This window comes from Anatilimnocola floriformis (assembly GCF_024256385.1).
GTDB classification, from domain to species: Bacteria; Planctomycetota; Planctomycetia; order Pirellulales; family Pirellulaceae; genus Anatilimnocola; species Anatilimnocola floriformis.
Window position 1 is genome coordinate 1,181,065 of the sequence record NZ_JAMLFW010000002.1, and the last position, 12,061, is coordinate 1,193,125.

Annotated in this window: 17 protein-coding genes; all 17 read right to left on the bottom strand. The window is 61.7% G+C overall.

The genetic code is table 11. The features are described from left to right. Position 1: 1 nt before the first annotated feature. The 17 genes from M9Q49_RS29345 to M9Q49_RS29420 all read right to left on the bottom strand — a co-directional run bounded on the left by M9Q49_RS29345 (position 2) and on the right by M9Q49_RS29420 (position 11,622). A complete protein-coding gene (locus M9Q49_RS29345) occupies positions 2-205 on the bottom strand; it encodes a hypothetical protein (protein ID WP_254512863.1) in 204 nt (67 codons plus the stop codon). A 78-nt stretch (positions 206-283) separates the two neighbouring features. Further along, positions 284-691, bottom strand: coding sequence for a hypothetical protein (locus M9Q49_RS29350; protein ID WP_254512864.1), 408 nt, complete (start codon positions 689-691; stop codon positions 284-286). Positions 692-735: 44 nt separating this feature from the next. Then, the gene (locus tag M9Q49_RS29355) at positions 736-1,056 is read right to left on the bottom strand and encodes a hypothetical protein (RefSeq protein WP_254512865.1); all 321 of its coding nucleotides are present in this window, start codon (positions 1,054-1,056) and stop codon (positions 736-738) included. Then, a complete protein-coding gene (locus tag M9Q49_RS29360; protein ID WP_254512866.1) occupies positions 1,040-3,214 on the bottom strand; it encodes a terminase gpA endonuclease subunit in 2,175 nt (724 codons plus the stop codon). Before M9Q49_RS29360 ends, M9Q49_RS29355 begins: the two co-directional genes overlap by 17 nt. Then, a complete protein-coding gene (locus M9Q49_RS29365) occupies positions 3,211-4,008 on the bottom strand; it encodes a DNA-methyltransferase (protein ID WP_254512867.1) in 798 nt (265 codons plus the stop codon). The genes M9Q49_RS29360 and M9Q49_RS29365 overlap by 4 nt, the downstream gene beginning before the upstream one ends. 133 nt (positions 4,009-4,141) lie before the next feature. Continuing rightward, complete coding sequence (locus tag M9Q49_RS29370) at positions 4,142-4,663, bottom strand: hypothetical protein (RefSeq protein WP_254512868.1); 522 nt, start codon at positions 4,661-4,663, stop codon at positions 4,142-4,144. Further along, the gene (locus M9Q49_RS35605) at positions 4,663-5,913 is read right to left on the bottom strand and encodes a collagen-like protein (RefSeq protein WP_261365333.1); all 1,251 of its coding nucleotides are present in this window, start codon (positions 5,911-5,913) and stop codon (positions 4,663-4,665) included. Before M9Q49_RS35605 ends, M9Q49_RS29370 begins: the two co-directional genes overlap by 1 nt. Before the next feature lie 77 nt (positions 5,914-5,990). Continuing rightward, positions 5,991-6,221, bottom strand: coding sequence for a hypothetical protein (locus tag M9Q49_RS29380; protein ID WP_254512869.1), 231 nt, complete (start codon positions 6,219-6,221; stop codon positions 5,991-5,993). Positions 6,222-6,333: 112 nt separating this feature from the next. Then, positions 6,334-6,558: a hypothetical protein gene (locus M9Q49_RS29385; RefSeq protein ID WP_254512870.1), complete on the bottom strand. Its 225-nt coding sequence runs from the start codon at positions 6,556-6,558 to the stop codon at positions 6,334-6,336. A 57-nt stretch (positions 6,559-6,615) separates the two neighbouring features. Beyond that, a complete protein-coding gene (locus M9Q49_RS29390; RefSeq protein ID WP_254512871.1) occupies positions 6,616-7,611 on the bottom strand; it encodes a hypothetical protein in 996 nt (331 codons plus the stop codon). Next, on the bottom strand, positions 7,608-9,422 hold the full coding sequence (locus tag M9Q49_RS29395) for a hypothetical protein (RefSeq protein ID WP_254512872.1): 1,815 nt from the start codon (positions 9,420-9,422) through the stop codon (positions 7,608-7,610). Before M9Q49_RS29395 ends, M9Q49_RS29390 begins: the two co-directional genes overlap by 4 nt. Positions 9,423-9,465: 43 nt before the next feature. Continuing rightward, entirely contained in the window at positions 9,466-9,606 is a 141-nt protein-coding gene (locus M9Q49_RS29400) for a hypothetical protein (protein ID WP_254512873.1), read from the bottom strand. Further along, the gene (locus M9Q49_RS29405; protein ID WP_254512874.1) at positions 9,603-9,833 is read right to left on the bottom strand and encodes a hypothetical protein; all 231 of its coding nucleotides are present in this window, start codon (positions 9,831-9,833) and stop codon (positions 9,603-9,605) included. Before M9Q49_RS29405 ends, M9Q49_RS29400 begins: the two co-directional genes overlap by 4 nt. Positions 9,834-9,880: 47 nt before the next feature. Then, positions 9,881-10,012, bottom strand: coding sequence for a hypothetical protein (locus M9Q49_RS35610; RefSeq protein ID WP_261365334.1), 132 nt, complete (start codon positions 10,010-10,012; stop codon positions 9,881-9,883). 5 nt (positions 10,013-10,017) lie between these two features. Further along, a complete protein-coding gene (locus M9Q49_RS29410) occupies positions 10,018-10,281 on the bottom strand; it encodes a hypothetical protein (RefSeq protein ID WP_254512875.1) in 264 nt (87 codons plus the stop codon). A gap of 16 nt (positions 10,282-10,297) precedes the next feature. Then, a complete protein-coding gene (locus M9Q49_RS29415) occupies positions 10,298-11,209 on the bottom strand; it encodes a caspase family protein (RefSeq protein WP_254512876.1) in 912 nt (303 codons plus the stop codon). A 41-nt stretch (positions 11,210-11,250) separates the two neighbouring features. Next, on the bottom strand, positions 11,251-11,622 hold the full coding sequence (locus M9Q49_RS29420) for a hypothetical protein (RefSeq protein ID WP_254512877.1): 372 nt from the start codon (positions 11,620-11,622) through the stop codon (positions 11,251-11,253). Positions 11,623-12,061: the final 439 nt, after the last annotated feature.

The following is a 12,061-nucleotide window of genomic DNA, read 5'->3' on the forward strand; positions in this document are numbered from 1 at the left end:
CTTAGTTGCCCCCCAGGTTGAAACGCAGCACGCCGGCCGTGGTGCCTTTCTGGCGGTTGACTTCCTTCTGCCAGTACTCGCGCTGCTTGATCAGATCGTCGTAACTCACCGACGTGTTGCCGACGGTGATCGACGTGAGACCGACCGAAGCGACTAAGAGCACTTCGACACGGGCGAGTTGAGCTTCGGCGAACGTTTGGGCCATGCGTCAATTGATGGCCGTGTCCCGGGAAACGGGCCACCGCTCGCGCGCGGATTCTCGAAGGTAATAACCAGGGTTTGGTTATCTTTTCGCTTTCCGCTTCTTGCGCCCAAACGCACAGTTCGGGCATTCGCCGCAGGCCGCATCAGGTCCGTATACGGCGCACGGCACGTCTGGATCCGGATTGTCGTTTTCTTCGGCGGGCCGACGAGCCACGAAGTTGATCGCGAAGAACATTTGCAGATGCTTGGCTGCGGCCGAGCAGACGTCTTTCACGAGACTGTCGTCGTTGCCGAATCGGAGCCTGCGCAGGATCTCCAGTGCGAAGCGTTCGCGCGGCCCAACAGGCCGATCGAGAAAGTCGACTTCGTCATCGGAGTTTAGTTTGATCCGCATCTTGTCGAACTGACCGGCGACGATATCATCGAAAGGCTCGCCCGCCTTGCTAGCTAGCGTTCGCCGACTTTTTTCCACTTTATATTTGGCCATCGGTTTCCTCGGTTTTAGGGTTTGGGTTTCGGGGCTTCGGCAAGCTACGCGGCGGCGCTGTCGGGCAGTCCGTCCGGAGGAGTGATTTGTTGCGGTTCGTCGGGCTCGGTCGCTTCGTACACCGGCGTGCGATCGATGCGAATCTGCCCGCAGTTGAGGCACTGGCACCGGCGGAAGAGCAAGGCGCAAAACGGCGTCCCTGCGCCTTTGAACTCCCGGCGCGTCGTGTTCAGGTAAGGGCCACGCTCCGAACTCTTGCACTTCGGACAGCGGCTGGGCTCGACGTCGACGACTTCTTTCACGTTGGGCGAGCCAGGTGGCCGGCCGGTCGACCGAGGCGATTTCTTATTACGGTTCGTTGTCATAGAACACTCGCGTGATAGGTTTGCGTTGAGGGGGTTTAGGATTTGCCGGCGTGGCTGCAGCCGCGGCATCGGCCTTGGCCTTCACGATCGAGTTGAGCGCGGGGGCGAGCAAACGCACGCCCTTCATGCTGCCGCCGACGTCGGAGTAATAGCTGCCGTCGTTGAAGTGGTCCGCGTCGCTCTTCGACACGAACACTCGCGTGAGCTTGCCCTTGATGATTTGCTCCGCGACGACTTCCGCGCAAACTTGGTGCGCGTAGTTCTGATGCAGCTTCTCATCTGGTCCCAGCCGGCCGAGACGGTTGGCCTCCGGATCCGCTTCGCCGAAGATCAGCATGCGGCCCGGATTGCCCTCGTCCGTCATCCAGCGTTCGTGCTCGTAGCGCTTCCAGCGATCGGTGTCGGCGTAGACCAGCCAGACGCTTTTCTTCTTGCGGCCCTTCACGATCTGCGACGTGACTTCCTGACGAGTGAGAAACCAGCCGTCACCCGGCTTGCGGTCTTCGGTCTCGCGCTCCAGGTCGGTGAAGTTTGGTTTCACGCAGCCGGCAGATTTGCCGCAACCCATGATCGGGAAGATGCCGGCACCGATGGTGAGGCAAGCCGCGTAGACCGATTGCGTTTCCCAGCCAGCGTCGACGAGCGTCAATTGCTCGTCGATGATTTCGCCGTCTTCAGTGTGGTAGCCGTCCGGACTCTCGAACTGCTCGCGGTAGTCGTCCCAGCGCTGCAGGATGGCTTTATAGATGGCCATCTCGACGCCGACGTTGCTGCCGCGCTTGGTGCCGATGACTTCCTGGATGCCGTAGTCGATCGTGTAGTACTTCGAGCCGTCGGCACTCCACGCGCGCACCACCCAGTGCAAATGTGTTTTGCGAACGTCGATCCCGTGCGTGATGAGATTGCAGCCGCGCGGCACGCACTTGCGTTTGTGACCGCTGAGCGATTTTTGAATGTGGTGCGGAGTGATCGCCGACATGATCGGCGCGGAGATCTCCGGAGGGTTGTTGTCGAGCTCGGTGTCGACGGCTTCCTGATTGGTTCGAGCAACTTCGCTGAAATAGTATTCGAGCGAACTGGCTTCGTCCGGAGTGAAGCGGTTTGGGTTTGCGACGACAGCGCCTGCGTCCATCGCTTTGCGGTTCGCCAAGTAGAACTCGTGCGCCTTCGTCGTCTCGGGGACGTAGTCGGCGCGCTTCATCGCGACGTACTCATCCCAAAGGTCGATGCGGTGCGGTTTCTCGATTAAGAACTTGTTGCGCCGGCCGCGAAAGCTGGGCTTTTGTTTGGGGTCGGTGTACTTGTACGAAACGCTGGTGCGACTCTGCAGCGTCGTGATCATCACACGTGCGATGCGACGTTGTTGGCCGCCGAGGCCTGCGACGCCGCGGTCGATACGTTTCTCGAGCTTGGTCGCTGCCTTTTCGTTTTCGGCCGTATCTTCGGTGTCTGGATCGTCGATGATCGCGACGTCTGGCCGCTTGCCTTTGATGTTCAAACCGCGGACCGCTGAGTCGAGCCCGCGCGTAACGATGATCGCGCCTGCAGCTGGCGAGCCCGGTACGTTTGGCATAATGATTTTACGAGTGCCGCGCCACACGAAGTGGCTCTGCTGCTCGACGAAAGGCTTCCCGTCGGCGTGGCTGTGGCCGCTGACCAGCTGCGAGTGAGCTCGCTGCGCAATTCCTTCCAACGCACGAATCGGCACGCACACTTCCGGATAGTCGGCGAGCAGCCGATCGTTCCCTTCGAGCTCCATCTTGATCGCGTCCATTCCGTCGTCAGCTCCGGGCCCGTTGGCACCGAAGATCACGGGAAACCGCGCCTTGCCTTGCAGCACGTTCTTTAGCGCCACGCGGAGACAGATCGTCGTCTTGCCCTCGCCGCGGCTCGCAGCGACGGCCTTGTCATGCCCCTTGGCAATCGACTCATCGACCGCATCGATCATCTCTCGCTGCTGCTCGGTGAACTCGTACCAGAATGGGCTCGGTGAACCGCTGCCCTCGCCGCAATACCAACGCAGCCAGGCCTTCGTGTCGGCCTCGAACTTCTCGCGGCGCTTTCGATCAGCGCAGGGCGGGATCTCGACCAGGCGGCCTTTGCCACGCGACTGGCGTTTGCGATCGGCGTCGTTGTTGCGATCTTCGGAGCTGCTCATCGTGTCCCGGGAAACGTGGCCAGGCGATGACGCGCCGTTGCATAAATATCCGGATCCCGCTCGAAGCCGAGGAATCGGCGCCCTTCGGCGGCGCATGCTTCCGCTGTCGAACCGCTGCCGCTGAAGGGGTCCACCACGAGGTCGCCTGGCTGGCTGTAAGTGCGAACCAACCAGCGGCACAGATCGTTCGGCTTTTGCGTCGGATGAATGCGCGGCCCGAAGTCGTTCATCTGCAGCACGCTCGTCGGATGCCGCGTGCCGGCGTTGTCCGCAATTTGGTTGTGCTTCGATTGGCCGTAGATCTGCGTTTGCTTTCTCACGCCACCCTTGTACGGTTTGCCGCTCGTGAACTGCGGGTTGTAAGTACTGAGTGACGGACGTCGGCAGAAAATCAACAGCAGCTCGTGCTGACGTAGCGGCTGCCGGTTGGCGTTGAAGAAGCCGACCTTTCGCGCCTTGAGCCACACCAGCTCGTAGCGAAAGTACTTGCGGGCTGACACGACCACATCGGTGGCGAACGGCTGAGCTGCGAACACGGCGACGACGCCGGCCGGCTTCAGCACGCGCCAGGTCTGTTGCCAAAACGCAACCAGGTCAATCTTGTGATCCCACCGGCAGTCGGTGCTGCCGTACGGCGGATCCGTGATGAAGGTGTCGACCGATGCATCGGGCACGTCGGCCAGCAGCTGAAAGCAATCGCCATGGCGCAAGTCGACCCCGGCCGGCAGCTCCGCGCGGTCCGATTGATTGAGCGGGTTGCGACGCTCGATCGACTTTGGGGAAAGAGCAACCACGCTGTTTTTCTGATTTCTTTTCTGAGGGTTCATTTGCCACGACCTACGGTTTGGTGGGTATGGCAACGGATAACTCGTTGTCGTATCAAGGGCGGCCGGCTGCGCTCCAACGCTCCGGTCGCCCGACATTTTTTCAGCAGCGGCGCGAGCAGTCGCGCGGCACTGCAACCTTCACGCATTCCCACTCGGCGACGATGTTCGTCGGAGTGTCGATCGTCGCTTGCACGCGTATGACGTAGAGCGTCTCTTCGATCAGCGGAAGCGAGTGCGGCAACACTCCTCGGAACTTGCCGGGGACACCTGCATACGTCATCGGCAAGCCGTCGCCGCCGGCGATCGGTAGCATGCTTTCCTTCAGCAGGACGCTGGCCACGCACACGACGTCATACTCCTCGCCTGCGATCGTGACCGTCTCGGTGAGTAGCGTTTCTTCGCCCTCAATGTCGGCCTCGGCTCCCACGAGCCAGACGCCCACGTCGTTGCGCATCAGCAGGGTCATAGGGTGAAACTCCACAACACCGCGGATAAGAGGAGAGCAGCGCGCGCAGCCGGCAGTGATTGCAGCCGCGGGCGGCGCTGGAACGTAGATGAGCAAGTCGTCGGCGCTCGGGTCGCAGATGAATTGCTCGCTCGAATCAGGGTCGTAGATGAGCATTACGAGGCCTTGAGCAGGCCGTAGGTTTCGAGCGCCGTCAGGATTGCGTTGACGCGAGTTATTACGTCAGTGGCGTTGGTGGCGTCGTCAATGTGGTTTTGCTGAACAACTGGCTCTGAAAAGGTTGCAAAGAATCCCAGCTCTGCGCCACGAACGGCGATTACGCCGTTGTTGATTTTAACCTTGCCGTTATCTCCACCGTCGTAGCTATAACCGGCATTAATGCTAATGTCGCCTGCGGCTCCAAGTTGGCCTTGCGATGTTATTGTGACGCTGCCTCCCTTTGCATTGCTGCCGCCAGCACCGGACCTGATAAAGACACTCCCGCCCGACTGACTGCCACTAACTCCGCTGCCACCGCCAGCGTACACGAACACACTTCCTCCGCTTGCCCCTCCCGGCCCGCCGTCGTAAGCAGAGTAGCCGGCCCCGGAAATCAAGCTCAGCGCGCCGCCGGTAGGGGTGCTGGAATTGCCAGCTCTTGACGTCACAGTGACTAAGTTGTTGAGGTTGTAATTGGCAGCGTCAATGTTGCCGGTCCACGGAGTCTGAGAACCGCCGCTGCTTGGAGTTACCCACTGCGTGTTGTAATCTGTGCCGTTGATCTTGCTGAGCACCTGACCAGTCGTGCCGCCCGTCGGTACACCCTGGCCATTCGCACCGGCAGACCCTGTTGCCCCAGTTGCACCTTGGGGACCTGTAGCGCCGGTGGCTCCAGCATTTCCTTGCGGACCTGTTGCACCTTGCGGCCCCGTCTCGCCTGTTGCGCCGGTCGCACCTTGAGGCCCTTGCGCTCCTGTGGTGCCGGTGGCACCTTGCGGCCCCTGCGCTCCGGTCGCTCCTGCCTGACCCTGTGCGCCAGCGGGACCGGTGGCTCCGGGAATGCCCTGCATCTGAATGAAGATCCGAGTCGCGGTGTCAGCGACGGCGATCCTGCGGATGAACCCGGTGACTGGCTGCGTCTGCGTGAGTTGACCGTCGTTGCCGATGTAGATATCACCCGTCGGAGTCCACGTCCAACCATCGTGAGTGAGCGGCCCATAGATCTGAATTCGGGCCGTCGCATTCTGCGCGGGAGCATTGAGAAGGATGCCTCGAACCACTCCGGCATGCGAGCTCGTGTCTTTGTCGGCATGCACCGCCTTCCCGCCGACAATAGCGACGGCGCGCAAGATGGTGAGCGCTGCGTTGGCCGGATGCTCAACGGTCGGGCCGGTAGATCTTTTGTCAGTCAATCTTTTGTCAGTCATGGTCGTTTCCCGGGACACCCCGCGCCCGCAGCGGCACTTGTTGTCACCCGAAGGTCAAGCCGCTCGGCGCGTGGGCGTTATTTGCGAAGGAGTTCGAGGATGCGATCGAGCTTGCCGTCGGTCCGCTCGGCGAAGTCTTCCAAGTGTTTGACGCGGACGTCCGACGCCGCCGCGGTGGTGTTGAGTCGCTCGATCTTTTCACCGTGCTCGGTAAACATCGAACTGACGGACGTCGCGACCATCAGCAACACGGAGCCGATGGCGCTGAGCACCCAGACCGGAATTGCGATTCGCGAGCTTTCGTCCATGGTGACTTTCAAGGCCTGGCCGGCGGCAGGTCGCCGACCAGGCTGGGAGGTGTAAGGGCTCGCCCGGAGTCGGGCTGGAATGTGGGGGACCGCTCCCGCCGGCGAGCTTGGTTTATCGGCCGTTACGCTGGCCGCGGCGGTTTGCATCGCGGACGGCGTCACGCGCGATGTCGAGAGCGCGCTCGGCATCCCGGAGCGCACGAGCTCGGATCGACGGCGGCAACACACGTCGCGGTGCAATGCGCGGCACCGGCCGCGGCGGCGTGGCATGCACGATTGCGGGGGCAACCGCGACGGCCGCGGCGACGATCATCGCTGTGAGAAGTTTGCGGAACATGGTTTTCAGCCTTGGGGTGAAAGTGAGGGACGGTTGAGGGCGCGAAACTAGGCCGCGCTAATCGGTTTTGATTGCCAGGTCGAACTGCCGCTCGAAGGCCTTCACTTCGGTCGGTGAGAGTCGCTGCCCGCCATCGGGCATTGCGCCGGTTTTGACGAGCGCCCAGCACGAGCCCCACGTCTTCGACTTGAATGACTTCGCATCCCGAAAGTCGACGCCGCCTTTGGTAGCGCCGCCGCCGTGGCATTCGAGGCACTTGGTGCTGATGATCGCGGCGAGCTCGGGATCGTCGACCGGAATGGTTGACCTGGCTGCGTCGCTGCTCACGGTGCTTCGACTATTCGCGACCGCGGCCACTTCGTTGAATTTGCCCATCGCTCGTTCGAACGCCTGGTAGTGCGTGGCGGCCATCGCGATATCGCGTCGCGCTTCCGTCTCGACACGCTCGTTCGCAGCTTCCGCCAGGGCAATCGATTTCAGCGCTTCGTTTGCCGACGTCGCACCTTTGCCCGCATGTTCGATGCGTGCGGCGCGCTCATTTGAAGGGGGCGGCAATAATGCGGCGACGTCGAGCGGAGACGGCGGCTGTTGCTGCAGCAGCCGAGCTGGGCCCGGACCGTAAGCGCGAGCCACCGCGTCGCGATAAGGATCGATGCCATACTGCGTGGTGCCAAAGTAGGGAACACGTGGTTCGGGCTGCAGACAGATCGAACGGTATTGCACCGCGTAGTCACTCTTCAGCAGAGCTCGATCGAAGCCGCAGTGCGTCTTGATGTACAGGTAGCCGTCGCTCTCGAAGCGGCGATCGCAAGCGCTGTAGTTGATCCAGCGGCTTTTGACCCAATACGCAGGATCGGTTTCCCACTGCCCCCACTGCCACGAGCCGTAGCTGGGATAGGTCGCGCACGTCGGCCCGCAATAGGGTTGCTGGTAGCACGGCTGCGTGTAGTAAGTCGGCGTGTAGCAGCCGCGGCGGTATTGAGCGTCGGCCTGCAAGCCGACAAGCGCGACGATCGCCAAGGCGATGAGCGCAGAGAAGATCTTCGGAATCACGGTTTCAAACCCTCCAGTTGTGGATCAGCGAACAAAAGCCGTTCGGCGACGCTTTGGTAAATGCCGCGCCATTGCGCGGGGGCGACGTGCTTGCCATCCTTCAGTCGCAGGACGACGCCGTCTTCGAGCAAGCGATAGGGGAGCTTCTTCGACTCGATCGCGGCGATGAAGAATTGCTGCGCCTGTTTGTCGGTGAGGTTGCGGCCGAGCTCGAGAGCGGCCGTACGCGGCGTGTAGCGATCGTAGAGCAGCCCCCAATACGAATCGGCCAGGCCGGCGACGGTCTCGCGCGTGGTCCGCTGATTCGTGGCGAGCTGCCCCTGTCGTTGATACGGCAGCCGCGCCAGATTGAGCGCTTCGTTGATGTCGCCGCCGTATTGGCTCGCGAGCAGCTGCAGACCGCGGACTTGATCGGGATCCGCCTTGTCGTCGATGATCGAGCCTAACCCGCGGATCGTGTCGAGCAGGTCGTTTTTGACCGGTTGCCAGCCCCAGTTCGTGGCGGTCTTCTCGTGGCAGTTCATGCAGCTGATGCCGCTGAACACCCGCGCGGTGGCAACGTTTCCCCGGACACGGTGAGCCTCGGTGTCGAATGCGACGTTGTCGGGAACGCTGGCGATCGTCGCGTCCTGGGCGTTGAACACCAGGTAGCCGAGCAAACCATTGGGCAGCGCGAAGATTGCTTCGCCGCCGTCATAGGTCTGGAAGTTGAGCGCGTTTCGGAACGGGTCGTTGTTCGGATCCACGTTCTCTTCGCTGATGTCGAAAGTGATCGACACGAGCTGCACGCCGGCCGTCGGCGGACCGCCGGCACCAAAGAAGATCACGATGATCCGCTGCCGACCGGTGACTCCGGATTCGAGCACAAGCGCTTTCGACTTACCGAGCTCGGGATCGAGCCGGCCGGCGATCTTCGCGATCGCTTCGCCCGTCTTGCGACTCTCGGCGGCCGCGGTCCGCAGCGTCGCTGTGAACCGCTTCGCCTTTTCGGCCGCATCATTGCCGGCAAACTCGCGGACCGTGTCCTGCAGCGTCCCTTTGATGCCGGTGATTTGATAGTACTTGCCGCGGTTCACCGTCGACATCGTCGCCGCTATGAACTCGTGCAAGTGCATGATCGGCACGCCGCTGCGGCTGAGCGAAAAGAGTTCGGCGCCAGTTGGATTGAGGTACGGTGCGGCGGCGTAGATCTCTTTCACATCGGGCGCGGTCTGCCGCGCCGGCGCTGACATCAGTCGATTGCGGAAGCGCACGGCCGTTGCCGCAAACGTCAGCTGCTTGCCGTCGACGAGCTTCGCGCGGTAGCGATCGCCGTCACGCGAGACGAACGTGGCCTTCACCCAACCCGTGGTCAGTTGCACTTCGACGACGTCGCCGGCGGCCGGTGGTTGGTCGACGATGACGGCTGTCTCTTCACCGATCACTTTTACGAGCACGTTGAAGTAATTGTCGTGCTCGGCGAGCAGCTCGCGCGAGCGCCGCAGCTCCACGATCTGATCTTCACGAGCTGCGTACTTCGCCAGGTCGATGCGGATAAGCTTGCCGTTGCACAACCTGGTTGGCTGCACGATCGTGGCCACGCGCGAGAACGTCGAGTTGACGGCCATCGACACCTGGGCGAATCCGGAGTCGGCATCGATCCAGTCGGGCACCCACACGTAGAGAGCGCACTGCGCATCATGGGGCGAAAGAGTTTTGATGTCGTCGCGGGCAGCGCAGGCGATGTCGTGCGGTGACGTGACCGGTGTGCCGACGGGAATCTCGCGGCGTAGTTTGTACGCCCCAGCTCCTGCGTCGAGTTGTCCGATCATTGCGATCATCATCAGAACCCAGTGCATGCCGCACCCCGCGGCGCTATTTGAGGAAAACCGCCGGCCCGTGAACGAGTGCCACTACGAACGTTGCGGCGATGCTGAGCCCAATGAGGATGAAGGCCATGCCAAACAAAAGCAGGCCGGGCTCAGCTTTGAGAAGGAAGTCGAGGAACGTTTTCATTTGGACCAAGCCTCGGCGATGGCTGCCACAGCGGCGACCAAGGCGATCGCGATCAACAAGACCACGATCACGCCGAGCCCGAGCGCCAGGGGAACCCACAGCGGTGAGAGCACCCAAATCCAAGTCCAAGCGATCACGTTGCAGAGTTTCAGCGTGATCAGCACGATCGTCAGCAAGCCGAAGAATCCGATGCCGCCAGACTTTTGCGATTCACGCGAGCGTGGCATTTCCTCGCGCGGAGCCGCCTCGTCCGGAAAATGAAAACGTCGCCCCATCACCGTGCCCCATATATCTGCGAAAGGTGCCAAAACGAATCGAGGAAAGCCGATGCGCACCACAGCGCCGCCGTGATGATGCCGATGGCCATCACCAGGTCGAACACGTCGGTAGGATCGAGCTTGAACATGCGACCTACGAAATCAGGGCGCGGAGTTTGGCGGAGACGCTGCGGCCGCGATCGTTCGCGGCGTTGCGTTGATCGATCGCGGCTTGCAGCTCGGCGATGTGCTCGACATCGGCCGTATTCAGCTGCTCGTTTTCGGCCACGGCCGAGTCGAGCTCGGTGGCGATCGATTCGAATTGGTTGATCGCCTGGCTGATGCGATCATTGGCAGGAACGAACAGCGTTCGCGCGATGGCGCGACCGACGGCGTTGAACGGTGAACCCTTCGGCATAACAAACTTCCCTGTACTACGCGGCGCGCTTGCGCCACTCTTGGCGGAACAACTCCCACTCGCCGATCGACAACTGCACGTTTGGCGGTTGCGAACCGGCTGCCGCCGGCGGCGGCGTTGGTTCAACTTCGAAGCCAGGGACGACGACGCTAAACCATTCGTCCGAGGCGTTCATTTGCGGTGTTTGTGGGTAGAACTTCGACGGTAGTCCGCCCGGCGGGGTCCGGATCCAGCGGTACCAATCCATGAACGTTGCCGCGCCAGGCTCGAGCATTCGAAGTGAGTCGATGGCGACGCGCGACATGGCACCGTTCGCGCGGCTGCCGAACACGGCGTCGTAGCTGACCTCGTTGTCCTTGCAGCCAGAAAGATGCACCACGCCTTCAGCGATGCCGTCGGCTTCGGAGCGAGGCATGGCGCGGGAATAAAGCCTCTCGCGATGCAACGCGTGCATGCCTTGAGCGAGCATCTGGAATGGAACGAAGCGAGGCTTCGTCTTCTGTTTTTCGATGCCTCTCGCCATGCTGCCCGAATAACAGCAGTCGGTGATAAACAGCACGCGGCTGTTCGGGTCGCGTGCCTTCAGCAGCGCGTACCACTCGTCGTCGAAGATGACATTCTTGTCGAGATCGTAGGGGCAGAACAATTCGTTGCGGCCGTCGGGCTCTTGCTTCGTCGCATCGGGCTGATACGAACCGTGGCCGCTGATCTGCAGAATGAGCCAGTCTTGCGACTGCAATCGCGCGAGCGCTTCCTTCACGAAGCGGAGGATGCCGGCCTTGGTGGCCTGCTGCTCGAGCAGCAGTTCGCCACTGGTAAGAAACCGTTTGTGAGCGGCGAGCCAGTCGGTCGCATCGTTGATGCAGCCAGCCAGCGCGTGACGGCTGTTGGCGTAGTTGATCCCGATGTAGCGACCGTGAATGGCCATCGCGAGAGCTCCGCGCGGAGGATGAAGAAACGGGCCGAGTGCTACTTGCCGAGTTGCTGCAGCAACAGAGGCAGCACTAAGCGGAAGAGCTCGATGCCGGCGTCGAGCCACCTGCCGTCGCGGGCCGGGCGATCGGCAGCACGGTGGTTGCTTTCCAGGCGAGAGATTTCATGCAGCACCGCTGCACGCATCTCGTCCGTGGTGGCCACCGACTTCGTCTTGCTGGCGATCAGCGCCTTCAGCTCGTCGGCTTTCGGCGCGATCCGTTCGAGGAACGGATTGAGAATGGCCACCTGCGCGACGCAGGTCGGAGCGGCCTTGATTTCGACGAAGGCGTCGGCGGCATCGGCGAGGAGATCGGCGTTGGCAAGCCCGAATTGGAGATACTTGCCGTAAGTGAGAATGCTGGCCACGGTGAAAACCTCGTGAGGTCTCACTCGTCCCAGCGGTTCCGCCAGCAACAGAGTCTGATTGAATGATGGGCCTGACGATCGCCAGAGCCCGGTGGCAGCGGCTGGAGCCGCCGCCTGATGCGGTGGTGAATAGTAACGATTCTCGCCCGCGCGTCAAGCTCGACGGCAGCGAGGTTCTTTCTTGCAAGGTCGGTTTGTGCTGCACGGTGGGGCTTCGTTCCGCTCATTGCAGATCGTCGCACCTGGCGGCAGACCCAGCAGCAACTGCGGCTTCCCCTTTTGAAAGCGCGCCCGGAAGGTGACAACCTGCCCGGACTCCAAAACCACGCTGCATCGTCGGTTACGCCGCAGCCCCATCACTCGTTCGTTGCCGGTTTGCATGGCAATCCTCGTTGCGCCTCGTCGCGCGGGTTGAGGCGTGCAATCGTTGCACGCCAGC

Excerpts from the sequence above, each read along its gene's own strand:
- M9Q49_RS29405 (WP_254512874.1), bottom strand. The coding sequence starts at position 9,833 with ATGCCACGCTCGCGTGAATCGCAAAAGTCTGGCGGCATCGGATTCTTC.
- M9Q49_RS29355 (WP_254512865.1), bottom strand. The coding sequence starts at position 1,056 with ATGACAACGAACCGTAATAAGAAATCGCCTCGGTCGACCGGCCGGCCA.
- M9Q49_RS35605 (WP_261365333.1), bottom strand. The coding sequence starts at position 5,913 with ATGACTGACAAAAGATTGACTGACAAAAGATCTACCGGCCCGACCGTT.
- M9Q49_RS29350 (WP_254512864.1), bottom strand. The coding sequence starts at position 691 with ATGGCCAAATATAAAGTGGAAAAAAGTCGGCGAACGCTAGCTAGCAAG.
- M9Q49_RS35610 (WP_261365334.1), bottom strand. The coding sequence starts at position 10,012 with ATGTTCAAGCTCGATCCTACCGACGTGTTCGACCTGGTGATGGCCATC.
- M9Q49_RS29400 (WP_254512873.1), bottom strand. The coding sequence starts at position 9,606 with ATGAAAACGTTCCTCGACTTCCTTCTCAAAGCTGAGCCCGGCCTGCTT.
- M9Q49_RS29380 (WP_254512869.1), bottom strand. The coding sequence starts at position 6,221 with ATGGACGAAAGCTCGCGAATCGCAATTCCGGTCTGGGTGCTCAGCGCC.
- M9Q49_RS29360 (WP_254512866.1), bottom strand. The coding sequence starts at position 3,214 with ATGAGCAGCTCCGAAGATCGCAACAACGACGCCGATCGCAAACGCCAG.
- M9Q49_RS29385 (WP_254512870.1), bottom strand. The coding sequence starts at position 6,558 with ATGTTCCGCAAACTTCTCACAGCGATGATCGTCGCCGCGGCCGTCGCG.
- M9Q49_RS29370 (WP_254512868.1), bottom strand. The coding sequence starts at position 4,663 with ATGCTCATCTACGACCCTGATTCGAGCGAGCAATTCATCTGCGACCCG.
- M9Q49_RS29415 (WP_254512876.1), bottom strand. The coding sequence starts at position 11,209 with ATGGCCATTCACGGTCGCTACATCGGGATCAACTACGCCAACAGCCGT.
- M9Q49_RS29410 (WP_254512875.1), bottom strand. The coding sequence starts at position 10,281 with ATGCCGAAGGGTTCACCGTTCAACGCCGTCGGTCGCGCCATCGCGCGA.
- M9Q49_RS29345 (WP_254512863.1), bottom strand. The coding sequence starts at position 205 with ATGGCCCAAACGTTCGCCGAAGCTCAACTCGCCCGTGTCGAAGTGCTC.
- M9Q49_RS29395 (WP_254512872.1), bottom strand. The coding sequence starts at position 9,422 with ATGATCGGACAACTCGACGCAGGAGCTGGGGCGTACAAACTACGCCGC.